The 24,777-nt window shown below is 65.3% G+C and carries 27 protein-coding genes; 16 read left to right on the top strand and 11 right to left on the bottom strand.

Going from position 1 to position 24,777, the window contains the following annotated elements:
- The first annotated feature begins 177 nt into the window (after positions 1–177).
- Positions 178–354 carry a hypothetical protein gene (locus CK489_RS41620; RefSeq protein WP_157860875.1) on the top strand — a complete coding sequence of 59 codons (177 nt, stop codon included), beginning with the start codon at positions 178–180 and terminating at the stop codon, positions 352–354.
- A gap of 99 nt (positions 355–453) precedes the next feature.
- Here the strand turns inward: CK489_RS41620 and CK489_RS38920 are convergent, their stop codons facing one another.
- Complete coding sequence (locus CK489_RS38920) at positions 454–1,083, bottom strand: TetR/AcrR family transcriptional regulator (RefSeq protein WP_095736034.1); 630 nt, start codon at positions 1,081–1,083, stop codon at positions 454–456.
- Positions 1,084–1,236: 153 nt separating this feature from the next.
- Between CK489_RS38920 and CK489_RS38915 the strand changes: the two genes are divergently transcribed.
- Genes CK489_RS38915 through CK489_RS38905 form a run of 3 tightly spaced genes read left to right on the top strand, consistent with a single transcriptional unit; the run spans position 1,237 to position 5,048 of the window.
- Entirely contained in the window at positions 1,237–1,734 is a 498-nt protein-coding gene (locus CK489_RS38915) for a (2Fe-2S)-binding protein (protein WP_095736033.1), read from the top strand.
- Positions 1,731–2,777: an FAD binding domain-containing protein gene (locus tag CK489_RS38910; protein WP_050626645.1), complete on the top strand. Its 1,047-nt coding sequence runs from the start codon at positions 1,731–1,733 to the stop codon at positions 2,775–2,777. Before CK489_RS38915 ends, CK489_RS38910 begins: the two co-directional genes overlap by 4 nt.
- A 3-nt stretch (positions 2,778–2,780) precedes the next feature.
- Positions 2,781–5,048: a xanthine dehydrogenase family protein molybdopterin-binding subunit gene (locus CK489_RS38905; RefSeq protein ID WP_095736032.1), complete on the top strand. Its 2,268-nt coding sequence runs from the start codon at positions 2,781–2,783 to the stop codon at positions 5,046–5,048.
- 177 nt (positions 5,049–5,225) lie between these two features.
- Here CK489_RS38905 and CK489_RS38900 read toward each other — a convergent pair whose 3' ends face one another.
- Complete coding sequence (locus CK489_RS38900; RefSeq protein WP_198961132.1) at positions 5,226–5,873, bottom strand: cupin domain-containing protein; 648 nt, start codon at positions 5,871–5,873, stop codon at positions 5,226–5,228.
- A 182-nt stretch (positions 5,874–6,055) separates the two neighbouring features.
- Here CK489_RS38900 and CK489_RS38895 point away from each other — a divergent pair, with 182 nt between their 5' ends.
- The 4 genes from CK489_RS38895 (at position 6,056) to CK489_RS38880 (ending at position 9,678) form a co-directional block, all read left to right on the top strand.
- Positions 6,056–6,823 (top strand): ABC transporter substrate-binding protein, encoded by a 768-nt coding sequence (locus CK489_RS38895; protein WP_095736030.1) that lies wholly within the window; start codon positions 6,056–6,058, stop codon positions 6,821–6,823.
- Between the two features lie 167 nt (positions 6,824–6,990).
- On the top strand, positions 6,991–7,644 hold the full coding sequence (locus CK489_RS38890; RefSeq protein ID WP_050626647.1) for an amino acid ABC transporter permease: 654 nt from the start codon (positions 6,991–6,993) through the stop codon (positions 7,642–7,644).
- The gene (locus tag CK489_RS38885) at positions 7,641–8,372 is read left to right on the top strand and encodes an amino acid ABC transporter ATP-binding protein (RefSeq protein WP_095736029.1); all 732 of its coding nucleotides are present in this window, start codon (positions 7,641–7,643) and stop codon (positions 8,370–8,372) included. Before CK489_RS38890 ends, CK489_RS38885 begins: the two co-directional genes overlap by 4 nt.
- A gap of 13 nt (positions 8,373–8,385) precedes the next feature.
- Entirely contained in the window at positions 8,386–9,678 is a 1,293-nt protein-coding gene (locus CK489_RS38880) for an NAD(P)/FAD-dependent oxidoreductase (protein WP_095736028.1), read from the top strand.
- Between the two features lie 21 nt (positions 9,679–9,699).
- On the opposite strand, the gene CK489_RS38875 is transcribed toward CK489_RS38880, so the two are convergent.
- Positions 9,700–10,239 carry a MarR family winged helix-turn-helix transcriptional regulator gene (locus CK489_RS38875; RefSeq protein WP_094193740.1) on the bottom strand — a complete coding sequence of 180 codons (540 nt, stop codon included), beginning with the start codon at positions 10,237–10,239 and terminating at the stop codon, positions 9,700–9,702.
- A gap of 234 nt (positions 10,240–10,473) precedes the next feature.
- Here CK489_RS38875 and CK489_RS38870 point away from each other — a divergent pair, with 234 nt between their 5' ends.
- The 3 genes from CK489_RS38870 (at position 10,474) to CK489_RS38860 (ending at position 12,414) form a co-directional block, all read left to right on the top strand.
- On the top strand, positions 10,474–10,869 hold the full coding sequence (locus CK489_RS38870; protein WP_158226563.1) for a putative quinol monooxygenase: 396 nt from the start codon (positions 10,474–10,476) through the stop codon (positions 10,867–10,869).
- A 101-nt stretch (positions 10,870–10,970) separates the two neighbouring features.
- Positions 10,971–11,444, top strand: coding sequence for a cupin domain-containing protein (locus CK489_RS38865; RefSeq protein WP_128089466.1), 474 nt, complete (start codon positions 10,971–10,973; stop codon positions 11,442–11,444).
- A gap of 34 nt (positions 11,445–11,478) precedes the next feature.
- On the top strand, positions 11,479–12,414 hold the full coding sequence (locus tag CK489_RS38860) for a glutathione S-transferase family protein (RefSeq protein ID WP_158226562.1): 936 nt from the start codon (positions 11,479–11,481) through the stop codon (positions 12,412–12,414).
- 109 nt (positions 12,415–12,523) lie between these two features.
- On the opposite strand, the gene CK489_RS38855 is transcribed toward CK489_RS38860, so the two are convergent.
- The 5 genes from CK489_RS38855 to CK489_RS38835 form a co-directional block, all read right to left on the bottom strand.
- The gene (locus tag CK489_RS38855; protein WP_245350726.1) at positions 12,524–13,393 is read right to left on the bottom strand and encodes an alpha/beta hydrolase family protein; all 870 of its coding nucleotides are present in this window, start codon (positions 13,391–13,393) and stop codon (positions 12,524–12,526) included.
- A gap of 124 nt (positions 13,394–13,517) precedes the next feature.
- Positions 13,518–13,919, bottom strand: a complete 402-nt coding sequence (locus CK489_RS38850) for a PaaI family thioesterase (protein ID WP_095736024.1) — start codon at positions 13,917–13,919, stop codon at positions 13,518–13,520.
- A complete protein-coding gene (locus CK489_RS38845; protein ID WP_095736023.1) occupies positions 13,916–14,245 on the bottom strand; it encodes an NIPSNAP family protein in 330 nt (109 codons plus the stop codon). The genes CK489_RS38850 and CK489_RS38845 overlap by 4 nt, the downstream gene beginning before the upstream one ends.
- A 291-nt stretch (positions 14,246–14,536) precedes the next feature.
- Positions 14,537–15,391, bottom strand: a complete 855-nt coding sequence (locus tag CK489_RS38840; protein WP_095736022.1) for an enoyl-CoA hydratase-related protein — start codon at positions 15,389–15,391, stop codon at positions 14,537–14,539.
- A gap of 44 nt (positions 15,392–15,435) precedes the next feature.
- Positions 15,436–17,025, bottom strand: coding sequence for a gamma-glutamyltransferase (locus tag CK489_RS38835; RefSeq protein ID WP_095736021.1), 1,590 nt, complete (start codon positions 17,023–17,025; stop codon positions 15,436–15,438).
- Positions 17,026–17,129: 104 nt separating this feature from the next.
- Between CK489_RS38835 and CK489_RS38830 the strand changes: the two genes are divergently transcribed.
- Positions 17,130–17,903, top strand: coding sequence for an enoyl-CoA hydratase-related protein (locus CK489_RS38830; protein WP_095736020.1), 774 nt, complete (start codon positions 17,130–17,132; stop codon positions 17,901–17,903).
- 18 nt (positions 17,904–17,921) lie between these two features.
- Here CK489_RS38830 and CK489_RS38825 read toward each other — a convergent pair whose 3' ends face one another.
- A complete protein-coding gene (locus tag CK489_RS38825; protein ID WP_095736019.1) occupies positions 17,922–18,935 on the bottom strand; it encodes a zinc-dependent alcohol dehydrogenase family protein in 1,014 nt (337 codons plus the stop codon).
- Between the two features lie 195 nt (positions 18,936–19,130).
- Between CK489_RS38825 and CK489_RS38820 the strand changes: the two genes are divergently transcribed.
- Positions 19,131–20,000, top strand: a complete 870-nt coding sequence (locus CK489_RS38820; RefSeq protein WP_095736018.1) for a DUF2066 domain-containing protein — start codon at positions 19,131–19,133, stop codon at positions 19,998–20,000.
- 29 nt (positions 20,001–20,029) lie between these two features.
- Here CK489_RS38820 and CK489_RS38815 read toward each other — a convergent pair whose 3' ends face one another.
- Both CK489_RS38815 and CK489_RS41615 read right to left on the bottom strand, forming a co-directional pair.
- On the bottom strand, positions 20,030–20,983 hold the full coding sequence (locus tag CK489_RS38815; RefSeq protein ID WP_050626660.1) for a helix-turn-helix domain-containing protein: 954 nt from the start codon (positions 20,981–20,983) through the stop codon (positions 20,030–20,032).
- Between the two features lie 331 nt (positions 20,984–21,314).
- On the bottom strand, positions 21,315–21,455 hold the full coding sequence (locus CK489_RS41615) for a hypothetical protein (RefSeq protein WP_158226561.1): 141 nt from the start codon (positions 21,453–21,455) through the stop codon (positions 21,315–21,317).
- Here CK489_RS41615 and CK489_RS42475 point away from each other — a divergent pair.
- The 3 genes from CK489_RS42475 to CK489_RS38800 are packed head-to-tail and all read left to right on the top strand — an operon-like array spanning position 21,454 to position 24,739.
- Positions 21,454–21,984: a hypothetical protein gene (locus tag CK489_RS42475; RefSeq protein WP_245350724.1), complete on the top strand. Its 531-nt coding sequence runs from the start codon at positions 21,454–21,456 to the stop codon at positions 21,982–21,984. The two genes, CK489_RS41615 and CK489_RS42475, sit on opposite strands and share 2 nt — an antisense overlap.
- Positions 21,985–22,005: 21 nt before the next feature.
- Positions 22,006–23,010 carry a formylglycine-generating enzyme family protein gene (locus tag CK489_RS38805; protein WP_050626662.1) on the top strand — a complete coding sequence of 335 codons (1,005 nt, stop codon included), beginning with the start codon at positions 22,006–22,008 and terminating at the stop codon, positions 23,008–23,010.
- A 25-nt stretch (positions 23,011–23,035) separates the two neighbouring features.
- Complete coding sequence (locus CK489_RS38800) at positions 23,036–24,739, top strand: arylsulfatase (protein WP_095736017.1); 1,704 nt, start codon at positions 23,036–23,038, stop codon at positions 24,737–24,739.
- Positions 24,740–24,777 lie beyond the last annotated feature (38 nt).

Genomic DNA, 24,777 nt, shown 5'->3' with positions numbered 1-24,777 from the left:
AAATGAACGGCAGGCGCATCTTTTCCCGAATGCCGGGAGTCGTCCTCGAAAGCTCGAGCGCGAACGCGCGTTTTCCTCGCCATGGCCGGTCGGCAGATCGCGGAGTTGGCCTTCGCGTCTACCTGTTTTTTGCCAGCATACTCATTCCCGGGGACGACGTGCGAATGGAAACGTCGGATGACCCATTCGACCTTCGTTCAATTGGCGGATGTTGGACAGCCGTCAAACGTGTGCTTGGCGCGTGATATATCTTATTACGATATATCTGTGCGGTTCGGCCGACTGCGATGGATCAACGAAAAGCCCGGCGCGCTGGCCGGGCTGGATCGCAAATATGAACTAGAGCAAATATGAGCTTGGACGCGTCAATGCTACGATCTAGCCGGACGCCAGGCAGATCGTCTGTGCACTTTTTCACATTTGCCGATTTCTTTTTTGACCGCGTCCGGCCAGCTATGCCTTGCGCGACGGTCTCCGGCCGGCCTTCGCCGCCGCCTTGGCCGCTGGCCGCACCCGCAAGCCGTCCACGAACACGTCCAACAGTCTGAGCGCGGTGGTCTGCCAGCCGGGCTGGTCGTGCATGTAGCACATGCCGATCAGCGCGCGCAGCACGTCCTCGGCGCTGATGTCGTCGCGGATCGCGCCGGCCGCAACCGCGCGCGATAGCAGGGTGCCGATCGCCTTGGTCAGGCGATCGAACGAATAGGCCTGCAGCTCGCTCGAGGCGGCCGCGACCAGCGCCAGCGCGGCGACCATGCCCTTCTTGGTCGCGACGAACTGGACATTGGCACGCAGCCAGCGCCGCAACGCCTCGACCGGTTCGGGCGCGTTCTGTAGTTGCTCGGCCAGATCGCCGAGCTGCTCGACTTCGCGGCGATAGACCGCCTCGTACAGCGCCTCGCGGGTCGGGAAGTGGCGATACAGCGTGCCGATGCCGACGCCGGCATGGCGCGCGACGGCCTCCAGGCTAGCCTCGCTGCCGCCGGCCGAGAACACGGCCTTGGCTGCTTCCAGCACGCGCTCGCGGTTGCGCACCGCATCGGCGCGCGGCTTGCGGACAATTTCTGGTGATGAACCGGCCATTCCTTTTTCTTTTCACCCTCCCTTGTAAACGGAGGATGCCTCCGTATATGGCGACCAGCACCGGGCCTGACAAGGCGCGCCGACCCCTGGATCGGCGGCCACGGGTTCGCGTTGCCTCGATTCAACCCGACCATACACGGATCGGAGCCCTGCATGAATCTCCCTCTCAGTCTCACCATCAACGGCGTCCGCCGGGAAATTGTCCTCGACGATCCCCGCGTCACTCTGCTCGACCTGTTGCGCGAGCGGCTCGACCTCACCGGCACCAAGAAGGGATGCGACCGCGGCCAATGCGGAGCATGCACCATCCTGGTCGACGGCCGCCGCATCAATTCCTGCCTCGCGCTCGCCGTCAGCCATGACGGCGCCGAGATCGTCACCATCGAAGGCGTCGGGCGCGGCGGCGAGCTGCATCCGGTGCAGGCCGCCTTCATCGCTCATGACGGCTTCCAGTGCGGCTTCTGCACGCCGGGCCAGATCATGAGCGGCATCGGCCTGATCCAGGAGGGGCAGGCCGGCGACGATCCGGAGCGGGTGCGCGAATGCATGAGCGGCAATCTCTGCCGCTGCGGCGCCTATCAGGGGATTACCGAGGCCGTGCTCGAGGCACAGGCCGACATCAACGCTCCCAAGCAGAGGCGCTCCGCATGATGAACTTCGATTATGTCAGGCCGGCCAGTGTCGCGGATGCGATCGCGGCGGCCTCCGAGAAGGGCGCGACCTATCTCGCCTCCGGCACCAATCTGCTCGATCTGATGAAAGGCGGCGTCAGCCGGCCGAGCGTCCTCGTCGATGTGACGCGACTGCCTGGGCTCGATCGCATCGAGCGCCTCGCCGACGGTTCGCTTCGCATCGGCGCGCTGGTGCGCAATGCCGATCTCGCGCATGACGCCGAGTTCGCGCGCAACTATCCGGCGGTCGCCGAGGCGCTGCTGTCGGGCGCATCCGCCCAGTTGCGCAATGCCGCGACCGTCGGCGGCAATCTGATGCAGCGGACACGTTGCGCCTATTTCTACGACGCTGGCAGCGCCTGCAACCGGCGCTGGCCGGGCGCCGGCTGCGACGCGCTCAAAGGCGAGAATCGCCTGCACGCGGTGCTCGGCTGGAGCGAGGGCTGCATCGCAACCCATCCGTCGGACTTCTCCGTGCCACTGGTCGCGCTCGACGCCGTCGTCGAGATCGAAGGCAAGGCCGGCCGGCGCGAGCTGCCACTCGGGGAGCTGCATCGCCTGCCCGGCGAGACGCCGGAGCGCGAGACCGCGCTCGAGCGCGGCGATCTGATCGTCGCGCTGCGGCTGCCGGCCACGGCGCAAGGCTTCGCCAGGCATGCCCGCTACATCAAGGTCCGCGAGCGCACCTCCTATGCCTTCGCCGTGGTCTCGGCCGCAGCTGGCCTGCGCATCGAGGACGGCAAGATCCGCGAAGCCCGGCTCGCGCTCGGCGGCGTCGCGGCCAAGCCGTGGCGGGCGCGCGAGGCCGAGCAGGTGCTCGCGGGTGCCGCACCGGATGCGGCTGTTTATCGCGAGGCGGCGCGTGCCGCGCTGTCAGGCGCAAAGCCGTCCGGCGACAACGCTTTCAAGATCGAGCTCGCGCAGCGCATCGTCGTGCGCGCGCTCACCCTTGCTGCCAGAGGCACGCCGGACCGCATTGCCGCGCTGCCCGGCTCTCCCTTCTCGTCCGTTGCAGGAGCGTGACGCATGACGCTTGAGATCAGTCTGACCCGCGACCCCGCCCATATCCGACATGGCTCGAACATTGGCCAACCGCTAACCCGCACCGACGGCGTGCTGAAGGTCACCGGCAAGGCGCGCTATGCCGCCGACAATCATCCGCCCGGCATGGTCTATGCCGTGATCGCGACCAGCTGCATCGCGCGCGGCCGGGTCAAATCGCTCGATGTCGCCGCCGCCAAGCGCCATCCCGGCGTGATCGACGTGATGACGCCGACGCACAAGCCCGAGCTCGCGGAAGATCCCGACGCCAAGGGCAATCCGTTCGCCTTCCGCATGGAACTGTTGCAGAGCGACGAGGTGCGCTACGCCAACCAGGCGATCGCGGTCGTGATCGCCGAGACGCTGGAGGCCGCGACCGAAGGTGCCGCGCTGCTGTCGCCGCGTTACCAGGTCGAGATCTCACGCGTCGGTTTCGACGCCGGCGAGGCCTATGCACCGCCGGTGGTCGGAATCGGCAATCCTGCCGAGGTCCGTCACGGCGACATCAATGCCGGCATGGCTGTGGCATCGAAGCTGACCGACTCCACCTACGAGACCCCGGCGCAATATCACAACGCGATGGAGCCGCATGCGATCGTCGCGGTGTGGGATGGCGACCGGCTGTTCATCGATACGCCGAGCCAGGGTATGGGCTTCGCGCAGATGCGCATCGCCGGGCTGTTCGGCATTCCGCCGGCGAACATCCATATCAACAGCCCGTTCCTCGGCGGCGGCTTCGGCTCCAAGGGGCTGATCTCCGGGCCGCAGGTGCTCGGTATCATGGCCGCCAAGCTGATCGGGCGTCCGGTCAAGCTCGTGCTGCGGCGCAGCCAGATGTATGGTCCGGTCGGCCACCGTCCGCCGACCCGCCAGCGCATCCGGATCGGCACCGACGATGCCGGTGCGCTGACTGTGATCAATCATGAGGCGCGCGTCACAACCTCGAGCTTCGACGATTTCTACGAGCCAGCGGCCGACGCCTCGCACACGCTTTATGCCAGCCCGGCGATCCGCACCGCGCATGAAGCCGTGCGCGTCGACACCGGCACGCCGCTGTTCATGCGCGCGCCGGGCGAGGCCACCGGATCGATCGTGCTGGAAAGCGCGATCGACGAGGCGGCGTTCGCCTGCGGCATCGATCCGCTGGAGTTCCGGCTGAAGAACTATGCCGAGGTCGAGCCGACCACCGGCAAGCCGTTCTCCTCCAAGGCGCTGCGCCAGTGTTACGCCAAGGCGGCGGAACGTTTCGGCTGGGCGGGACGTCCGCTGCAGCCGAGGCAGATGCGTGACGAGAACGGTTTTCTGGTCGGCTGGGGCATGGGGACCGCGACGTTCCCGGCGATCATGTTCCAGGGCAATGCGCGCGCGGTGATCCGCGCCGACGGCAAGGGCGTGATGGAGACCGGCGCGCACGACATGGGGCAGGGCGCCTGGACTGCGCTTGCGCAGATCTCGGCCGATTCGCTCGGGCTTGATTTCGATCAGCTGACGTTCCGCTCCGGCAGCTCCGATCTGCCCGACGCCGGCATCGCCGGCGGTTCGGGCCATACCGCAACCGTCGGCGCCGCGATCCATAACGCAGGTGCTGCCGTGATCGCAAAACTCGCCGAGCTTGCGACCTCGGATGAGCGCTCGCCGCTGTTCGGCGCCGGCAACGCCGGCGTGGTGGCGCGGGGTGGACGGCTCTATCGCCGGGACGACGATGCGCGCAGCGAAAGCTTTGCCGAGATCCTGGCGCGCGCCGGCGTCGCCGAGGTCGAGGGCAGCGGCACTGGTGCGGCCGACGCGGCGGCGCAATCGCAATATGCGATGCACGCGCATGGCGCCGTGTTCGCCGAGGTCAAGGTCGATCCGGAGCTCGGCCAGATCCGCGCCACGCGGATGGTCGGTGCGTTCGCCGCCGGCCGCATCATCAATCCGCTGATGGTGCAGAGCCAGCTGCGCGGCGGCATGATCTGGGGCCTCTCGTTCGCGCTGCACGAGGAGGCGGTGATGGACCATCGTTCGGGGCGCATCCTGAACGCGAACCTCGCCGAGTATCATGTGCCGGTGAATGCCGACGTGCCGCCGATGGACGTGATCACGGTCGACGAGCACGATCCGCACGTCAATCCGCTCGGCATCAAGGGCGTCGGCGAGATCGGCATCACCGGCAGCGCCGGCGCAGTCGCCAACGCCGTCTTCCATGCCACCGGCATCCGGGTGCGGAATTTCCCGATCAAGATCGAGGAAGTGGTGATGGGCCTGGGCTGACGCGGCTTGAGGTGCGGGCTCCGTAACAACAGGTGTCGTCCCGGCGAAAGCCGGGACCCATAACCACAGGGTCGTGTTGTTTTTGAAGGCTGCGGCCCCAGCGTCGCGCATTCACTCCCATTCGTGGTAATGGGTCCCGGCCTCCGCCGGGACGACAGTGGAGAGAACGGGGACTGCCTACCCCGCCGCCGTCACGCAGTTCACCCACAGCACCACAGCCTTCGCATCGCGCGCCGGATTGGAGAAGCGATGTGGCCTGCGGCTGGCGAAGCGGAAGCTGTCGCCCTGCTTCAGCGTCCAGGTCTCGGTATCGACAGTCAGCGTCATCTCGCCCTGGAGCACGAGGCCGGCCTCTTCGCCGTCATGGGTGTAGAACTCGTCGCCGGTGTTGCCGCCGGGGTCGAGATGCACCAGGAACAGGTTGAGGCGGCTCTCGCTGCCGGCCGGGCTCAGCAATTGCTTTGAAATGCCGGTGCGCCACAGTTTCAGCTCGGCGCGCTGCACTTCGCGGGTCACGACACCGCCGGCGCCGTCATCTTTCGGCGTCGCGCCGAACAGCGCGGCGATGCCGACGCCGAGTACGTCGGCCAAGGTCGCCAGCACGCGCAGCGACGGCGACGACAGGCCGCGCTCGATCTGGCTGATGAAGCCGATCGACAAATCGGTGCGCGCGGCAACGACCTCCAGCGACATCTGCTTGGTGCGGCGCAGGTCGCGGATGCGGCGTCCGACCGCCAGATCCATCGCCGGCTCGGCCGGCTTGCTCGGCAGTTTCTTGGCGGCGCGGCGTGCCGTCGCGGGCCTCGCTGCCGCGCCTTTGCGCATTCTCTTGCCGCCGCTCACGTCACACAGCTTCCTTCATGTGCATGAAAACCGCTTGCATTGGCCACGGTTTCGTGACCACAATTTCATATTGGTGAAAATAGGCCGGAACGGCGTCGCCCGCAACCAAAACCGCCGATACAGCGGGCGATGCGGCGCCGGGGCCGATCTCGGGAGGTGGTGCGATGTCGTTTCAACGTCTCGTTCAGGCCGCGGTCGCGGCGCTTGCCCTTGCCTTGAGCGCGCCGTCGCAAGCGCAGCAGGTGCTCAAGGTCGGCTCGACGCCGACCGGCATCCCCTTCACCTTCCTCGACACCAAGACCAATTCGATCCAGGGCATCATGGTCGATCTCGCCACCGAGATCGGCAAGGACGCCGGCTTTACCGTGCAGATCGAGCCGATGCAGTTCTCGGCGCTGATCCCCTCGCTGACCGCAAACAAGATCGACATCATCGCCGCGGCGATGTTCGCCACCGCCGCCCGCAAGGAGGTGATCGACTTCTCCGAGCCGGTCTACACCTACGGTGAAGGCTTGGTGGTGCCGAAGACCGACACCAAGGCCTACGCCTCGCAGGAGGATCTGAAAGGCACGGTGGTCGGCGCCCAGGTCGGCACTGCGTTCGTCGATGCGCTGAAGAAGACCGGGCTGTTCAGCGAGGTCAAGGTCTACGACACCATTCCCGACATCCTGCGCGACGTGAATGCCGGCCGCCTCAAGGCCGGCTTCGCCGACTATCCGATCCTCGCCTACAATCTGCAGCAGGGCAATTTCGCCGACGTCCGCCTGGTCGACGGCTACAAGCCCGTCACCGTCGGCACGGTTGCGATCGGCGTGCGCAAGAGCGACACCGAACTGCTCGCCAAGATCAACGCCTCGCTGGCGAAGCTGAAGGCCAACGGCACGATTGCAAAGATCCTGGAGAAATGGGGCCAGAAGGCCAACGCGTCGTGAGACCGTGATCCGTCACCCTGAGGTGCTCGCGGAGCGAGCCTCGAAGGGTCGACGGCCACCAGCCGGGGCGTGCATCCTTCGAGGCTCGCCCAGCGGCGCAAGCGCGCCGCAAGGCTCGCACCTCAGCATGACGGTCGAGCGTAACGGGACTGGATATCTCTGAGCCGATGCAAAAATTCTTCCACGACGCCGTCGAGTTCGTGCCGATCCTGTTGCAGGGTGTCTGGCTGACCATCGTCGTCACGGTCGGCTCGCTCGCGCTGTCGACCGTGCTCGGGCTGGTGTGGGCCTTGATGCGAGTGTCCGGCATCCGCATCCTCGTTTGGCTCAGCGCCGCGCTGATCAATGTGATCCGCGGCATCCCGATCATCGTGCTGCTGTTCTACATCTATTTCGTGATGCCGGATTTCGGCATCGCGCTCTCGGCGCTGCAGGCCGCGATCATCGGGCTCGGCATTGCGTACTCGGCCTATCAGGCGGAAAACTTCCGCGCCGGGATCGAGGCGATCGACAAGGGGCAGATCGAGGCGGCGCAGACCATCGGCATGGGCTGGTGGCTCACCATGCGCCGCGTGGTGCTGCCGCAGGCGGTCCGGATCATCCTGCCGCCCTACGGCAACATCATGATCATGATGCTGAAGGATTCCTCGCAGGCGTCCACCATCACGGTCGCCGAGCTCGCGCTGCAGGGCAAGCTGATCGCCTCCTCGACCTTCAAGAATACCAGCGTGTTCACGCTGGTGGCGCTGATGTACCTCACCATGAGCATTCCGCTCATCCTGCTGGTTCGGCACTTCGAGAACAAGGCGAACCGCAAATGATCGAGCTCAACGACGTCCACAAGAGCTTCGGCAAGGTCGAGGTGCTGAAGGGCATCACCGCCTCGGTCGCCAAGAGCGAGGTGGTCTGCATCATCGGTCCCTCGGGCTCCGGCAAGTCGACCATCCTGCGCTGCATCAACGGGCTCGAGAGCTACGATCGCGGCGAGATCAGCGTCGAGGGCGCGCGCGTCGACAGCAATGACCGCTCGATCGTCGCGATCCGCACCCAGGTCTCGATGGTGTTCCAGCGCTTCAACCTGTTTCCGCATCGCACCGCGCTCGAGAACGTCATCGAGGGCCCGCTTTATGTGAAGAAGGAGCCGCACGAGCAGGCGATTGCCCGCGGTCGTGCGCTGCTCGCGCAGGTCGGTCTCGCCGACAAGGCCGAGGTGCACCCGCCAAAGCTCTCCGGCGGCCAGCAGCAGCGCGTCGCGATCGCCCGCGCGCTGGCGATGCAGCCGAAGGCGATCCTGTTCGACGAGCCGACGTCCGCGCTCGATCCCGAGCTGGTCGGAGACGTGCTGTCGGTGATGCGCAAGCTCGCCGACGACGGCATGACCATGGTGGTGGTCACGCACGAGATGGACTTTGCCCGCGACGTCGCCGATCGCGTGCTGTTCATCGACGGCGGCGTGATCGTCGAGCAGGGCGCCGCCAAATCCGTCCTCAACCAACCGCAGCACCCACGCACGCAGGATTTCCTGCGCCGCGTGCTGCATCCGCTATGATCCGGTACTCTCTATGAATGCACCTGAACGTCTCCCGCTGCCCCCGAGTCTCTATGCCGACACCGCGGTGGAGGCGACGCCGACGCCACCGCTCACGACGGACAAGAGCGTGCCGGTCGCGATCATCGGCGGCGGCTTCACCGGCCTGTCGACCGCGCTGCACCTCGCCGAGCAGGGCGTGCACGCGACCGTGCTTGAGGCGCAGGAGCCCGGCTGGGGCGCCTCCGGCAACAATGGCGGGCAGACCAATCCCGGGCTGAAGCACGACCCCGACCAGATCGAGCGGGATTTCGGCGCCGATCTCGGCCGCCGCATGATCGAATTCTCCTACGGCACCACCAACTTCACCCATGACCTGATCCGCCGCTACCAGATCCCCTGCGAGGCGCGGCAGAACGGCACGCTGCGCGCCGCCTACAATGAGGCGAGTGCTGCCGCAATCGAAACCACCGCGAAACAGTGCATCCGGCGCGGCATGCCGGTGAAGCTGCTCGACGCCGCCGAGCTGCGCACGATGACCGGCAGCGACCGCTATCTCTGCGCGATGCTCGATGCCCGTGGCGGCGATTTGCATCCGCTGAGCTATGCCCGCGGCCTGGCGCGCGCCGCAATCGGAGCCGGCGTTGCCGTCCATGGCGAGACGCCGGCGCTGTCGCTGCACCGTGACGGCGGCCGTTGGCGGATCAAAACCCCGCGCGCTATCGTGCACGCCGACAAGGTGCTGCTCGCGACCAATGGCTTCACCGACGATCTCTGGCCCGCGCTTCGCCGCACCATCGTGCCGGTGTTCTCGTCGATCGCGGCCACCGCGCCGCTATCCGACGAGGTCGCGCGTTCGATCATGCCGACGCGCCCGGTGCTCTACGAGAGCGGCCATATCACCGTCTACTACCGCATCGACCAGCACAACCGCCTCTTGATGGGCGGCCGCGGCCCGATGCGCTGGATCAGCAAGCCGACCGACGTCGCCTATCTGATCCGCTACGCCGAGCGGCTGTGGCCGCAGCTCAAGGGCGTCAGCTGGACCCATGGCTGGAACAGCCGCCTCGCCATCACTGCCGATCATTATCCGCATGTCCATGAGCCGGCGGAGAACTTGCTGATCTCGCTCGGCTGCAACGGCCGCGGCGTTGCGCTATCGACTGCGATGGGCGCGCAACTCGCCCGCCGCCTGATCGGCGGCCCGAAGGCCGAGATCGACATGCCTGTGACCGGCATCAAGCCGATGCCGATGCACGCGTTCTGGCGGGTCGGCGTCACCGCCGCGGTGTTGACCGGGCGGGTGCGGGACAAGCTCGGGGTGTAAGAGAGATCGTCTGCGGCGCTTTCAAAGCGCCGGCTCCGTGAGCTTGACGGGCGACGGTGCGGTCTCCTTGGGCCCCGCCGAGTTCACGAAGTGGCGTAGCCGGTCCTTCAGGTCGAAAAGCTCATCCAGGGGCATATTGAGGAAGCAGTAGAACTCGCCCAGCATCTGCTCGGTTCGCTGGCGAAGCGACACGCCCTTGGCAGTTAGATCGACAAGCACGCGCCGCTCATCGTTGGGCTGTCGCCGCCGTGTCACCAATCCCTTGGCTTCAAGACGTTTGAGCATCGGCGAGAGCGAGCCGAGGTCCATTTGCAGCGCCGAGGCCAGGTCTCCGACGCCCCGTGCTCCGCGCTCCCAAAGCACGACCAGAACCAGATACTGCGGATAGGTGACGCCAAGCTTCTTCAGGAACGGGACGAACAGCCGCGTCATGTGGTTGCTTGCACTGTAGAGCGCAAAGCAAAGGTGACTGTCGAGGCCCGGCATCTCGACCGGTGCGATGGAGCCCTGTGAAGGGCGATTCCTTGGTTCGCGTCGCGCGTTCGTCGTTCGGGTCTTCATTCCTGTCAGTCCGCTGGCACAACAAATCGTTGAGCCAAATCCTATCGTTAGCCGTCGCGTCAGCCAAGCCGAACGGGCACAATTTTCTGTGGTTACAGCATATCATACCACAAAGCATTGACTCTCATTATTTTGCGTGCAAATTATTTGTACCTCATGGACATGAGGCATCCGGCCCGCGCGCATTCAACGGCCGGATTGCAAATGAAAACAAACAGAGAGGGGAGGAATTGCATGTCGGAAATGGATCGCCGTGCCTTTGTGGGAGCTGCCGCCATCGGTTCCGTGGCGGCCGCGGTTCTGGTTGCCTCATCGGCCGAGGCTGCCGGACAGAGCGGCTACTTCGTGATTGCGGAGATCGTCTCCAAGAAGGACAAAGCGGATGAGCTGCGCGCGCTGCTCGTTCCCTTTGCCGAAACGTCGGCCAAGGAACCGGGGTGCATCGTCTACACGTTGATGGAAGTGATCGGCGAGCCGGGCCGCTTCCTGACGTTCGAGCGCTGGAAGGACAAGGCTGCGCTCGACGCCCACATGGTCACGCCCGATATCAAGGCCATTGTGCCGAAGCTCGAGCCCGTCCTGGCCAAGCCGTTCACGCAACTCTTCCTGGATGCGCGCACCGGAGGCTGATCCGGCGTTCAATCCGCACCATCGGCGGGCCGCTGCTGCCAGCGGCCCGGAGCCGCGCTCGACTCATGACTTCAAACAAGTGATCAACGAGGGAGGAAGATATGCGTGGTCTAGTTTGTGCTGCGACGTTGCTGGCTGCACTTGCCGCCACCGTTCCAGCATGCGCCGGCGGAATCTATGTCATCGAGAACGGTCAGGGAAACAACCCGGTCGCCGTGAAGAAGGAGGCATCCGCGCTTGCAGCCGTGCCGGTGATGCCCAACGGCAAGCAGAACCAGGGCTTCAACTATGGAATGCTCTATGACCTACCCGGGGCGGCCACCCACGTCATGCGCGGACACGTCGACGCCAAAGGCTCGATTGCCGTTCACGACGGCGCGCTGCCCTACATCCTCTATGTCATCAGCGGAAGCGGCAAGCTGTCCCTGAACGACAAGGGCGGCGGGCAGATTGGTGAAGTCGCCTACAAGCCGGACGACGTGATCGTCTTTCAGCCGAATACCCTGCATGGCTGGACCAACGGCGAGACTGCGTTCGAGTTTCTCGGTGTCGAACTGCCCGCGCCGCAGAAGTAGTTCGGCTCAAGGTAAATCCCAGGGAGAGAAACCCATGTCCGAAGTCATTCTGCATCACTACCAGCTCTCGCCTTATTCGGAGAAGACGCGCCTGGCTCTGGGCCTCAAGGGCCAGAGCTGGCGCTCGGTCGAGATCCCGGTCTGGACGCCGCGTCCCAAGCTCACGCCGATGACGGGAGGCTATCGGCGCACGCCGATCCTCCAAATCGGAGCAGAGTTCTATTGCGATACGCTGCTCATACTTCAGGTCATCGAAAAGCTGGGCGGCCCGACCGCGCTTTATCCCAATGGGCAGGAGGGCCTCGCCAAGGTCTTCGGCTGGTGGATCGAGAAGGGCTCCTTCCTGAATGCGGTGTGCCTCACCATCGGCAACATGGGCGGAAAAATCCCGCAGGAGCTGGTCGACGAACGGCGTCCGCTGTTCCGTGTCAATCTGGACCCGGACGTGCTGCTTCCGAAACGGGCGATCTATTTTCAGCGGCTCAATGCCCATCTTGCGTGGCTTGCCGAGGTTCTCGCTGATGGCCGCAAGTTTGTCCTCGGAAACGATCCTTCAGCGGCCGACTTATCGGTCTATCATCCGATCTGGTTTGCGCGTCAAAATGGCGGCCCGGAGATCGCGAAGCTGATTGCTTTCGCTGATATTGTTGACCCCTGGTATGCACGCGTTGCGGCTCTTGGGCACGGCAGGCACACGGACATGACGCCAGACGAGGCGATCGAGGTTGCCCGTGGCCATCAACCGAGCGAACCCGACAGCTGGTCATCGGAAGCGCAGAATGTCGGAATTCGGCGAGGCGACTGGGTCAGCGTCACTCCCGATGACTACGGCAATCCCGTGCATGGAAACATTCTCGCATGGACACAAGATGAGATTGTGATCCGGCACGAAGACCCCTCGGTCGGCAAAGTGAATCTTCACTTTCCGAGGGTCGGCTTCGATGCGGCTCTGGTGCAGAAACCCGCCTAGGCGAATGCGATGCGTGGAGGCTTCGATATCGGTAAGACTCGATCCTCCTCCATCGGCATGCATTCCGGCGAGCCGCCGCCACCGCCGGCTCGGGGGCCAACCGCGTTCGTCAGCGCACCCCGGCGTCGCCGAGGTGCATCCTGAAGAACGCGATGGCCGCGGCGTGGAAGCGCTGATGAAAGGCGACGCGGTCGAAGCCCGGCGCGTCGGTACAAATGCCGGCCATCTTCGCTGTCTCCTCCGGCGTGCAAGTCGCGAGGAAAGAGAAGTGCTTCGCGTCCTTCACCAGGTGAAAGTCCGGTTTGGCCGGAAGCCGGTCGTTGATGGGGGCGGCACAGCATCCGGAGAGGCCGTCGGCTTTCTGCGCGGGGTCCGAGCTCCATAGTTGGATCGGAATCGTCACGGCTTTCAGATTCTCGGCCGCAAAGAACAGCACAGGATAGGGATCGACGATGACGGCGGCCTTGATCCGCGGATCATGGACGACCGGTCCACTCGGCTTTTCTCCGCTTTCGAGTTCCTTGCAGGCGCGCAAGCTCGAGGTATGGCAGTTCGGCAGGTCCTTGCGGAGATCGGGCACGCCGCCAATCGCCGCGAGGGCGGTGTAGCCGCCCCAGGAGAAACCGTAGAGGCCGATTCGTCCGGCGTCGATGTGAGCAGCATCGGGCCATCCCTGAAGCGCGTAGTCGATCGCGCGCTTGATGTCGGCGGGCCGTTCGACCGTAGCGGCAAGACTGTCGGTGCCGCTGGTGTCGCGTTCAGTGTCGGTCGGATGATTGAACGTCAGCACCATGAAGCCGGCATCCGCCAGCGCAGCGGCGGTGTCGTGATGCCCGCCGAGCCATCCGCGTCGTCCATGCGAGATCACGATGAGGGGAAGTTTTGTCCCGACAATCGGGCAGTCGTTCACGCCGAAGAATGTTCGGCCGCCGCGGGCATCGATCTCGCGCGGCGTCTCAGCGCAGGGACTCCATACCACCCCTCTGATCGCGGGCCCGTCACTGCTCGCGGGAACGTTGAAAGCCCGCAGTCCGGCCGCCTGTGCGGCGGAGAGGCTGAGCAACGCCAGAGCGGACAACAAAAAGGCAGACCAACGCATATGGCTATCGCTTGTCGAGAATTCGCAACTCGGCGGTGGCGGTGGCGACCGTTACGTTCTCCGCATCGATCAGGTCGGCTTCAACGATCATGTCGCGCCCGGTCTGCGAGAGGACCTTCGCCTTGGCCGTGATCGGACCTGTGCGCGCCGGCTTGAGAAATCGCGTAGCGAGGGTCTTGGTGATCACCGTCTGTGTTGCGGGAAGGGCTGCAAGCGCGCCGAGGCCCGTGGCCGAATCCAGCATTGCGGCGAGGAAGCCGCCCTGGATCGTGCCATGCCGGTTGGTGAACGAAGGTTTCGCTTCGAAGCGGATCGAGGTGACCTCGCCGTCGAAGCCCAGCCACTCGCGTCCGAGAAGTTGCGCGCCGGGCGGTACGTCTGCACGTGCTTCACTCAATCCGGTCACCGCGCTTGCTGCTCGGCCGCTTTCGGAAACAACGGCCGGAAGAACGACCGGTCATAGCGCGTGAAGCAGCCGGTCTCCTTTGCGAAAGCGATCGCTTTCTGCACATCCGGATCGGCGGCGGAATCCTTTCGATACTGCTCGTAGACCGCGAGGCTCGGAAAGCTGAACATCGCCAGCGCGACGTCGCTCGCGCCCTCGGACGGCAGGAAGTAGCCGTGATGGACGCCGCCGAACCGCGGCAGCAGCTCAAGCCACATCGCAGCATAGGCTTCGAAGTCGGCGAGCTTGCCCAGCCTGATCTCATAGCGCAGGTAGCAGGTAATCATCCGGCGGTGCTCCAATTCATCGTTGAATGAGGCTTCTCACCATAGCGCAGCGGAGGAGACGCGTCACGCGCCGCAGCGTCCGTTGGAAAGCTCGGGCAGATATTGGCGCGAGAACGCGGATGTATGACCCATCGGCCGCGCAATACATTCGGTGTCGTCCCGGCGAAGGCCGGGACCCATAACCACAAATGATGATTGTTATGCGATGTTGCAACGACGAGTCCCGCCGACAACATCTGCCGCGGAGTATGGGTCCCGGGCTTTCACCGGGACGACGGTGCAGATCACGCTTCACTCCGCCGCCGGCCACCACGGATACTGGCTCGGCATGTCCTGCGAGACCTTGCCGGGAAAGGCCGGCTTGCGCTTCTCGATGAAGGATTGCACGCCCTCGCGCACGTCGGCGTGGCTGCCGCGCTCGACCGACATCGGCTTGTCGATCGCGAGCAGTTCGAGCGGGTCGGGTGCGCCGGCGAAGCGCCAGAGCATCTGGCGGGTCAGCGCGACCGACACCGCCGAGGTTTCCGCCGTCATCTCATGGGCGATCTGCCGCGCCCGTTCGAGCAGGGCGTCGGGCTCGACCACCTCGCTGACGAGGCCGCCGGCCTGCGCCTCGTCAGCCTCGAAGGTGCGGCCGGACAGGCACCAGCGCAGCGACTGCGGCAGCCCGACGAGCTTCGGCAGGAACCAGGCACTGCCGGCCTCCGGCACCAGCCCGCGGCGCGCGAAGATGAAGCCGATCTTGGCGCCGCGCGAGGCGATGCGGACATCCATCGGCAGCGTCATGGTGATGCCGACGCCGACCGCAGCACCGTTGATCGCGGCGATCGAGGGTTTTCGGCAGTTGAAGATCGCCTCGACGAAGCGGCCGCTGCGCTGGCCGGCGCTTGCGAACACGCCAGCGCCGTGGCTGCCGGAGGTGTCGAAGCTGTTGGCGCCGCCGGAGACGTCTGCACCGGCGCAGAACGCGCGGCCTGCGCCGGTGACGATGATGGCGCGGACGTCGTCGTCCTGGTCAGCACGCTGAAAAGCGTCGGCGATCTCCGCGCCCATCGTGCCGGTGTAGGCGTTAAGCTTGTCCGGTCGGTTGAGCGTGACGATCATCAGGGGGCCGTCGATGTCGCATGTGATCTGCTCGTAGTTCAAGACGGCCTCCCGAGATTGTTGTTGTTGTGCGCGCCGCGGCCTTCTCACCCTTCCGCGATGGCATCGCTCCACGGATGGAACGGCTCGGTGGCGCCGCTGTTTGTCGTGCCGTCGCGCAGCACGATGCTGGGGCAGGCGAACTTTTTCGGCTGGGTCTGGATGCGTGCCTCCTCATAGTCGAAGCGGCCGCGCAGCGCCTCGCGCACGGTCTGCGGCAGGCGGACGTCGCCGATCACAATGGCGCCTTCGCTGGCATCGATGCGTGGCTGATGGATCGCGGTGTCGAGATCCATGCCGAAATCCATCACGAAGGAGATGAGCTGCGACACCGCGGGCAGGATGCGGCGGCCGCCGGATGCGCCGGCGGCGAGACGGCGGCCATCGGCCGCTTCCGCGACCACGGGCGTGTAGTTGGTCAGGCAGCGCTTGCCGGGCGCTAGCGAGTTCGGATTGCCCTGCACCGGATCGAACCACATGATGCCGTTGTTCATGGTGAGGCCGGTGTTCGGCGTTACGAATTTGGAGCCGAAGGTCGACAGCAGCGTCTGCGTCACGGCGGCCATGTTGCCGTCGCGGTCGACTGCCGAGAAATGCGTGGTGCAGCTTGGCGCGATCGCCTCGGCGCCGAGCGCGCGGCGGCCGTCGACGTCGCCCATGTCCTTCAAGCGTTCGCGGTAGGCCGCTTGCAGTGCCTCGGCATAGGCCGCGTAAGCCGCCGCATCCGGGCCGCCTTGCGCCGGCGCCAACGCCTTCTGCAGCAGACCGAGCGTGCGTGCCATGGTGGGGCCCGCGGTCAGTTCCGGCGTCGCATAGACCGTGCCGCCGCGATAGGGAATCCTGAGCGGCTCGCGCAGATGGGCCCGGAAGGCGGCGAGATCGCGCACCGACAGCGCGCCGCCGGCGGCCTGAATATCGTCGGCGATGCTGCGCGCCAGATCGCCCTCGTAGAAATCGCGCGGACCCGCCGCGGCAAGCTGCGCCATCGTCGCCTTCAACGCGTCCTGCGGCATGCGGACCACCGAGCGGATGCCCCATTGCGCGTTCGGCGGCAGGCCATCCTGCAGATAGGCTGCGGCGCTGGCCGGATAGCGCCGCAGATCGGCGGCGGAGCTTGCGATCATGTCGGTGGTCCACCAATCGACCTGCAAGCCTTCGCCGGCGAGCTTGACGCTCGGCGCCAGCAGATCCTTCCACGGCATTTTGGCGTGGCGGCGATGCGCCTCTTCCATGCCGGCGACCACGCCCGGCACGGCGATCGAGCCGGGGCCGTGCAGGTTGCGGTCGTCCTTGACCCGCGCCCAGGGGAACAGGTCGGAGGCCGCGCCGCCGGTCAGCGGATAGTCATCGAGGCGCAGGCCATCGGGCGCGCGCATGCCGTAGTCGATCACCTCGACGCGGTTCTCCTTGGCGCGGTAAAGCACCATCGCGCCGCCGCCGCCGGCGCCGCTCATCCACGGCTCCAGCACACCAAGAGCAAAGGTGGTTGCAATCACGGCGTCGACGCAATCGCCGCCCGCTGCCAGGACCTCGGCGCCGACTTCGGCCGCCTTGCGCGATTGCGCAGCGACGATGCCGCCCTTGGCGCTGACGGCCGGCTTGCGGATCACTTGCGAGTTGGAGAACTGATCGGACATGGCGTTGCTTTCGCTGTTCTTGTTGCGGGCGGGTCACGTTGGCGTAGCATGTCAGGCATGGCACTGTCAGTGCAACAACAAGAACCAATTTCAGGGAGCGGAAAATGAGCAGTGTGAAGCGCGAGCGGGACGGCAAGGTCGGCATCTTGACGCTGAACGATCCCGACAGCCTGAACGCGATGACGCCGGAACTGCTCGGCGATCTCGCCCGTGCGATCGGCGAGATGGGGGGCGAACCCGGTATTCGCGCCCTGATCCTGACCGGGGAGGGGCGCGGTTTCTGCTCCGGGCAGAACCTGAAGGCGTTCAACTCGCTCGGCGACAATATCTATCTCGGCGTGATGAAGCACTATTGGCCGGCGATGCAGGCCTTGCGCGAGTGCCAGATGCCGGTGGTGGTCGCGGTCAACGGCGTCGCAGCCGGCGGCGGCTTCAGCCTTGCGATGTCCGGCGACATCATCCTGGCCGCGCGCTCGGCAAGCTTCATCCAGGTGTTCAGCCGGATCGGCCTGGTGCCCGACCTCGGCTCGACCTGGCTGTTGCCGCGCCTGATCGGGCGCCAGCGCGCGCTCGACCTGATGCTGCTGAACGAGCCGCTGTCGGCCGAGCGGGCCAAGGAGTGGGGCCTGGTGCGCGACGTCGTCGATGACGCAAGGCTGCTCGACGAGGCAAGAGTGCTCGCCGGCCGCCTCGCCGACGGCCCGACGCGCGCACTGGTCGCGACGCGGCAGCTGCTCGAGGAGAGCGAGCACGCCAGCTACGCCGAACAGTTCCGTCGCGAGATCGAGCTGCAGCAGGTGATCCGCGAAACCGTCGACGCGCAGGAAGGCCGCAAGGCCTTCGTCGAGAAGCGCAAGGCCCAGTTCACGGGGCGCTAGGGCTTGGCCGCGCCGATACTAGCCGATCGCAATCGCGATCTTGCCGAAATGCGCACCGCTCGCCATGTGGGCGAACGCATCCTTGACCTGGTCGAACGCGAACACCTTGTCGACGACAGGCTTGACGCCATGCATGCTGATGCCGTCGCACAGCGCCTGCAGATCCTCGATCGAACCGACGGTGACGCCCTGCAGGCGTTGCTGCTGCATCACCATCAGCGGCAGCCTGCTGTCGGAGGAGGCAGGACCTGCGAGCACGCCGATGAAGGCGATCGTGCCGCCGATTCTGGTTGCGCGGATCGACTCGTTCAGCGTGCCGACGCCGCCGACCTCGACGACCAGATCGACGCCGCGCCCGGTCAGCTCGCGCGCCTTCTTGCCCCAGTCGGGCGTGGTCTTGTAGTTGAGCGTGACGTCGGCGCCGAGTTGTTTCAGCCGCGCGATCTTGGCATCGCTGGAAGAGGTGGCGATGACGCGGGCGCCGCACATCTTGGCGAATTGCAGCGCGAACAGCGAGACGCCGCCGGTGCCCTGGGTCAGCACCGTCTGTCCCGGCTTGATGTCGCCGAGCTTGACCACCGCGCTCCACGCCGTGAGGCCGGCGCATGGCAGCGCCGCAGCCTCGATGTCGCTGAGATGGTCCGGCGTACGCACCAGCGCGTGCGCCAGGAAGACGCGGTATTCGGTCAGCACGCCGTCGACGCTGCCGCCGAGCGCTGCGCGCATCCGCGCCTCGCTCGGCTCGCCGCCGAGCCAGCTTTCGAAGAAACTGCCGGTCACGCGGTCGCCGGGCGCGAAGCTCTTGACTCCGGGGCCGACCGACTCGACGACGCCGGCGCCGTCGGATACCGGTACCAGCGGAAATTTCTGGCGCGAGCCGTAGCCGCCCTTGACCGTGAGCAGGTCGCGATAGTTCAGCGTCGCCGCCTTCAGCCGCACCAGCACTTCGCCCGGACCGGCCTGCGGAACCGGCTTGTCGACCAGCGCAAGCGCATCGACGCCGCCGGGGCCTTGCAACTCATAGCATTTCACGGGACGTCTCCTGGATGTTGTTGTCCTGGGCAGCGCTTCCGGCGCTGCCGCACATGCACCGAGCATATGTCATGGCTGCCGCGCGTGGCCATAGCGCGGTGCGGCCGATGGAATGGCCCATGCCCGAACAACTTGGCGCTGCCGAAAAATAACGCCAATCTGAGCTGGCGATGAAGCAACCGGGCGGAGGTGACGATGGCTGCCTTGCTTGAGACGAAGCGCGATCCGATCGCCACCTTCGCACGCTGCGTGGTTCGTATGCTGCTCGCCGCTGCATTGATTTGTTGCGGCATCACGATGGCGGCCGCCGACGACAGCCTCTATCGCGCGCAGACCGTCGTCACCGGCCAGGGCGAACCGAACCGCATCATCGGCTTCGGTGCATGCCTGGAGGACGTCCTGATCAAGGTCTCCGGCCAGCCGATGTTGGCAAGCGACCGCCGGCTCGCAGGCTATAAATCCAGGGCCAAGGAGTTCGTCAGCAGTTTCGACTATCACGACCAGTATGCCGGCAAGCCGCATCATGACGAGCAGGGCACCCGCGACCGGCCGTACGACCTGACGGTGGCGTTCGACGAGACCAAGATCGACGGCATTCTCGCCAGGCTCAGCCTCAAGCCGTGGCGATCGCAGCGGCCGGTGCTCGGCGTCTTCGTCGAGATGCTGCACGGCCCGAAGGATTATATCGTCACATCAGACGGCACGCAGTCCGATTTGCAGCGCGACGCGCTCGCGGCCGCGGCCGGCAAGCGCGGCATGCGCTTCGTGTTGCCGGATGCGGCAGCGCTGACCAGCGCCGGCGTCACCGCGGCCGAGCTCTTGAAGACGCAGCCGGCGAAGCTTGCCCCGATCGTCGCGCCGCAGGGTGGCGAGGCCACCCTGGTCGGGCGACTGGTCTGGGACGACAAGGATCTCGGCTGGGCCACGCAATGGCGGATGGCCTGGCACGGCCGGGACTACAAATGGCAGTTCCGCGGCGTCACCTTCGATGAAGCCTTCCGCCGCGGCGTCGGCGGCGCCGCGCAGGTGCTGTCCGGCAATGGCGATCCGGGGCGATCGAAATGAGCGCGCGCAGGCGCTGAGGCCGGTTCGTTCTAGCCGGCGTAGCCAAGCGTCTGCGACGGGTATTCTCCGAACATCGCGCGGTAGTACTGCGAGAAGCGCCCGAGCTCGATGAAGCCCTGTTCGATCGCAACCTTGGAAACGGTGGTCTGCTCCGGCCTGCTTTCGCGCAGGATCGAACGGATCATGCAGAGCCGCTTGTAGCGCAGGAACGTCACCGGGCCGACGCCGAACACCTCGTGGAAGGCGCGGTGCAGGCTTCGCCGCGACAGCCGGAGCTCGGTGCAGATTTCCGAGACATGGACCGGGCGGGCGCCCGCGGCGTGCAGATAGTCCTCGACGTCGCGCACCAGCTTCATCGCCGATGGCAGATAGCTCGTTCCGTCTGGCGGCAGCGACGTGACGACCGTCGCGGTCACGCAGTCGATGATCGCGCGCTTCCAGAATTCGGCCGACGCCTCCGACAGCGCGTCCGGATACCGGGCAAGATGCGCGATGATCTGCGGCAGCCGGTCGGCGGCGCTCATGCCGATGGCGGGGTCGGCGCGAAAGTGGTTCTTCGCCTGCCATGTCGCGGCATCGGCGAGCCGCGGCTCGCCGCCGAACAGGTCGGGAAGATCGGCCATGTCGAAGCGAATCGCCGCATAGGACGAGGCCCGGTGAAACACCCCGTCATGCTCGACCGACGGAGGGATCACCAGCACGTCGGCCGGCTGCATGTCGAACGCCCAATGGGTGACGCGGTCGGTCGCATGAAGCAGCATGCCGATGATCAGCTTGTCGTCGGCGGACGTGCGCTGGGTGCGGACCCCGACATTGAACGCGCCGATGCTGAGCGAAAAATCGCCGATCCCGACGTGGGACAAAGTGCCGCGCAGCTTGCCGCGCTCGAGCTGCATGACTTCGACATGCGAACCTTTGACGGCGTCGTGGAGTCCTTCGAAGCCGTCAAGCTCGCCGGTGCTAACCGAGAGGTGCTTGCCCATATCCACGTTCACAACTATAGCGCGATCGGTCCACTGAGGCCAAGTGCTTGAAGTCAGTACGAACTTGTGCCGCGCGACAACATTGCCAATGTTGGTTTGATTCGCATGGCGAGATCGAGATGTGAATTCGCAATGCCGCGGATTTTCGCTTGTTTTTTCGAGAAAGCAATTCCGGCGTCAGCATCGGATTGACGGAGTTGGGACAGTTTTCGTTAAGGCTGCACGCCGCGTACCTGAGATTGGCACAGACTGCACATCACACGTAAGGCGCGTTGCGCTATCGTTTGATCTCGAAGCGAAATCAGCTCGTGACAACGTCCGGTGGAACCGTTCACGCGCCGTGAGAACGGCTGTGCACGTAAAGGTGCACATAGACGACGACAGAAGAGAAAGGGAAGAAGGCCTGACGGATCAATGCTGCCGAAGCGAGCAGCACAGAAAATTGGAAGGGCGCGACAATGCGATCAAGCATGAAGTTCGGTCACCAAGAGCAACAACAACGAGAAGCTGCGATCTTCAGCAAGATTTTCCGCGCGGCGGTGTTTGGAATCACCGCGCTTGCGGCACAGGCAGGTCCGGCATCGGCGCTCAACATCGGTTCCTCCGCTTCGCTGCCGATCCTCAAACAACAGGCGAGCGGCGACGTTGTGCAGGTGCGCGCGGTCGTACACCGCGGCGGCGTCGCGGTCGGTCCGCGTGGCGGGGCGGTGGCCTATCGCAGCCGGACGGTGGTGCGCCCGGGCGTTCGGCCCGGCTGGCACGGCGGCGGCACGCGTTGGGTCGGACCACGGCCGATCCCGGGACCGCGGCCGGGAGGCTGGGTGCGGCCCGGCTGGTACGGCTGGCCGGTCGGCGGCGCGATCGCGGCCGGTGCTGCGGTCGGCTTCGTGACGGCGGCGAGCGCAGCTGCCTGGGCCGGCGCGCCGCCGGCAGCGGGCATGTGCTGGTACTACACCGATCCATCGAAAACACAGGGCTTCTGGGACTATTGCCCGCGGTAGTACGCGAACGGGTGCAGCGTCATGTTCCGCGCAGATATCTTCTCCGCCGAGCCAGAGCCGGATGACGGCGTCCAGACCGAGGGCGACATGGTGTGGATTCCCGGCGGCACATTCCGCATGGGCTCGGACCATCATTATCCCGAGGAAGCGCCGTCGCATCGGGCGTCGGTCGATGGCTTCTGGATCGACCGCACGCCGGTGACCAACGCGCAATTCCGCGAATTCGTGCGCGAGACCGGTCACGTCACGATCGCCGAGCAGCCGCCCGACCCCGCGCAATATCCCGGCGCGCTGCCGGAGATGCTGTACGCCGGCTCGCTGGTGTTTCAGCCGCCGCGCCGGGTCAGCACGCTGCGCGACTGGAGCCAATGGTGGACCTTCATGAAGGGCGCGAGTTGGCGTCGTCCCTACGGTCCGCGCAGCAACATCAACGTGCTCGGCAGCCATCCGGTCGTCCACGTCGCCTATGCCGACGCGCTCGCCTACGCCAAATGGGCCGGCAAGGAGCTTCCGACCGAAGCCGAGTGGGAGTTCGCGGCGCGCGGCGGGCTCGAAGGCGAGGAGTACGCCTGGGGCAACGCCCTGACGCCTGGCGGCAAGCACATGGCCAACACCTGGCAGGGCAATTTCCCGCTACAGAATCTCTGCGAGGACGGCTTCGACCGGACCTCGCCGGTGACCGCGTTCCCGCCGAACGGCTATGGCGTCTACGACATGATCGGCAATGTCTGGGAGTGGACCGCCGACTGGTGGTCCGCCCGCCACGAGGCCGACGCCAACAAGCCCTGCTGTATCCCGCAGAACCCGCGCGGCGGCCGCGAGGAGGCGAGCTACGATTCCTCCCAGCCCGCAATCAGGATTCCGCGCAAGGTGCTGAAGGGCGGCTCGCATCTCTGCGCGCCGAATTACTGTCGCCGCTATCGCCCCGCCGCCCGTCACGCCGAGCCGGTCGACACCTCGACCAGCCATGTCGGCTTCCGCTGCGTGGTGCGGTCATCCCCCGCCGTTTCTCACCCACCGACGTGAAGGCCTCTCAATGTAGGAGTTCGAGATGAGTGACGAAGCCAAAGACAACAAGCAGAACGGCAAGACCCAGCCTATCGACCGCCGCAATCTGTTGCTGGGCACGTCCACGCTCGTAGCCGCCGCAGCGCTGACATCAGACGCCTTGGCGCAGGCGCAGAAGGCCGCGCCGGCCGCAAGTCCCGCGCCTTCAGCGCCATCCGGCCGCAAGCCGAATATCCTCTTCATCATGGGCGACGATATCGGATGGTTCAACGTCTCGGCCTACAACATGGGCATCATGGGCTATCGCACGCCCAATATCGACCGCATCGGAAGGGAGGGCGCGATCTTCACCGATTGGTACGGCCAGCAGAGCTGCACCGCAGGTCGCGCAGCGTTCATCACCGGGCAATCGCCGATCCGCACCGGGCTGACCAAGGTTGGCTTGCCCGGCGCCACGCTCGGGCTCGGACCGCTCGACCCTAGCGTCGCCGATGTTCTGAAGACATTCGGTTATGCGACGGGGCAGTTCGGCAAGAACCATCTCGGCGATCGCAACGAGCATCTGCCGACCGTGCACGGCTTTGATGAGTTTTTCGGCAATCTCTATCACCTCAACGCCGAGGAGGAGCCGGAGAACCCGGACTACCCGAAGGATCCGCGCTTTCGTGCCAAGTTCGGGCCGCGCGGGGTGTTGAAGTGCAAGGCGAGCGATCGAGACGACCCTACTGAAGACCCCGCCTACGGTCGTGTCGGTAAGCAGGTGATCGAGAACACCGGTCCGCTCGACACCAAGCGCATGGAAATCATCGATACGGAATTCCTCGGCGCCGCAAAGGATTTCATCGGACGTCAGCAGCGCGCGGGCACGCCATGGTTCTGCTACTTCAATACGACCCGGATGCACATCTTCACGCATTTGAAGAAGGAATCGCAGGGCAAGACCGGCCTTGGCCTCTATCCGGACGGCATGGTCGAAACCGACAGTCATGTCGGCGAGCTCATCAAGTTGTTGGATGACCTTGGCGCGGCTGACAATACGATCGTGGTCTACACCACCGACAACGGCGCCGAAGTTTTTACCTGGCCGGACGGCGGCACAACGCCGTTCAAGGGCGAGAAGGCGACCAATTGGGAAGGCGCTTTCCGCGTTCCCTGCCTGATCCGATGGCCGGGGGTCGTCAAGCCGGGAACGATCGTCAACGACGTCTGCGCGCATGAGGACTTCATTCCGACCTTCGCCGCGGCAGCCGGCGATCCGGAACTGGTCGACAAGGTCACCAAGGGTACAACGCTCAACGGCAAAAGCTTCAAGGTCCACCTCGATGGATTCAATCTGCTTCCGTTCCTCAAGGGCGACGAGAAGGAATCGCCGCGGCGGGAATTCCTCTACTGGAGCGACGATGGTGACCTGATGGCACTCCGCGTCAAGGAGTGGAAGATCACCTTCATGGAGCAGCACACCGACACGAACCCCAAGGCGCCGCTCGGACCCTGGATGGGACAGTTCACCAAGCTGCGCGCGCCGATGCTGTACAATCTTCGGGCCGATCCGTTCGAGCGCGGTCCTACCAGCATCCTTTACGCGGACTGGCACGCGCACCGAGCTTTCCTCCTGGTGCCGGCCCAGGCCATTGTCGCCAAGTACATCGAAAGCTTCAAAGAGTTTCCGCCTCGTGCCAAGGCCGCGAGCTTCACTGTCGGCGACGTAATGGACAAGCTGACGACCGGAGGAACGAACAACAACTGAAAACGAAGCGGCCCAGCGAGTGGCTGGGCCGCATCAAA

Source organism: Bradyrhizobium sp. UFLA03-84 (genome assembly GCF_002289535.1).
In the GTDB taxonomy this organism is placed as follows: Bacteria; Pseudomonadota; Alphaproteobacteria; order Rhizobiales; family Xanthobacteraceae; genus Bradyrhizobium; species Bradyrhizobium viridifuturi.
This window is presented reverse-complemented; position numbering and strand designations above follow the sequence as displayed.

Bases quoted from the DNA above. Each gene is read 5' to 3' on its own strand.
- CK489_RS41620 (WP_157860875.1), top strand. From the start codon at position 178: ATGACCCATTCGACCTTCGTTCAATTGGCGGATGTTGGACAGCCGTCA.
- CK489_RS38920 (WP_095736034.1), bottom strand. From the start codon at position 1,083: ATGGCCGGTTCATCACCAGAAATTGTCCGCAAGCCGCGCGCCGATGCG.
- CK489_RS38915 (WP_095736033.1), top strand. From the start codon at position 1,237: ATGAATCTCCCTCTCAGTCTCACCATCAACGGCGTCCGCCGGGAAATT.
- CK489_RS38910 (WP_050626645.1), top strand. From the start codon at position 1,731: ATGATGAACTTCGATTATGTCAGGCCGGCCAGTGTCGCGGATGCGATC.
- CK489_RS38905 (WP_095736032.1), top strand. From the start codon at position 2,781: ATGACGCTTGAGATCAGTCTGACCCGCGACCCCGCCCATATCCGACAT.
- CK489_RS38900 (WP_198961132.1), bottom strand. From the start codon at position 5,873: ATGCGCAAAGGCGCGGCAGCGAGGCCCGCGACGGCACGCCGCGCCGCC.
- CK489_RS38895 (WP_095736030.1), top strand. From the start codon at position 6,056: ATGTCGTTTCAACGTCTCGTTCAGGCCGCGGTCGCGGCGCTTGCCCTT.
- CK489_RS38890 (WP_050626647.1), top strand. From the start codon at position 6,991: ATGCAAAAATTCTTCCACGACGCCGTCGAGTTCGTGCCGATCCTGTTG.
- CK489_RS38885 (WP_095736029.1), top strand. From the start codon at position 7,641: ATGATCGAGCTCAACGACGTCCACAAGAGCTTCGGCAAGGTCGAGGTG.
- CK489_RS38880 (WP_095736028.1), top strand. From the start codon at position 8,386: ATGAATGCACCTGAACGTCTCCCGCTGCCCCCGAGTCTCTATGCCGAC.
- CK489_RS38875 (WP_094193740.1), bottom strand. From the start codon at position 10,239: ATGAAGACCCGAACGACGAACGCGCGACGCGAACCAAGGAATCGCCCT.
- CK489_RS38870 (WP_158226563.1), top strand. From the start codon at position 10,474: ATGTCGGAAATGGATCGCCGTGCCTTTGTGGGAGCTGCCGCCATCGGT.
- CK489_RS38865 (WP_128089466.1), top strand. From the start codon at position 10,971: ATGCGTGGTCTAGTTTGTGCTGCGACGTTGCTGGCTGCACTTGCCGCC.
- CK489_RS38860 (WP_158226562.1), top strand. From the start codon at position 11,479: ATGTCCGAAGTCATTCTGCATCACTACCAGCTCTCGCCTTATTCGGAG.
- CK489_RS38845 (WP_095736023.1), bottom strand. From the start codon at position 14,245: ATGATTACCTGCTACCTGCGCTATGAGATCAGGCTGGGCAAGCTCGCC.
- CK489_RS38835 (WP_095736021.1), bottom strand. From the start codon at position 17,025: ATGTCCGATCAGTTCTCCAACTCGCAAGTGATCCGCAAGCCGGCCGTC.
- CK489_RS38830 (WP_095736020.1), top strand. From the start codon at position 17,130: ATGAGCAGTGTGAAGCGCGAGCGGGACGGCAAGGTCGGCATCTTGACG.
- CK489_RS38820 (WP_095736018.1), top strand. From the start codon at position 19,131: ATGGCTGCCTTGCTTGAGACGAAGCGCGATCCGATCGCCACCTTCGCA.
- CK489_RS38815 (WP_050626660.1), bottom strand. From the start codon at position 20,983: ATGGGCAAGCACCTCTCGGTTAGCACCGGCGAGCTTGACGGCTTCGAA.
- CK489_RS42475 (WP_245350724.1), top strand. From the start codon at position 21,454: ATGAAGTTCGGTCACCAAGAGCAACAACAACGAGAAGCTGCGATCTTC.
- CK489_RS41615 (WP_158226561.1), bottom strand. From the start codon at position 21,455: ATGCTTGATCGCATTGTCGCGCCCTTCCAATTTTCTGTGCTGCTCGCT.
- CK489_RS38805 (WP_050626662.1), top strand. From the start codon at position 22,006: ATGTTCCGCGCAGATATCTTCTCCGCCGAGCCAGAGCCGGATGACGGC.
- CK489_RS38800 (WP_095736017.1), top strand. From the start codon at position 23,036: ATGAGTGACGAAGCCAAAGACAACAAGCAGAACGGCAAGACCCAGCCT.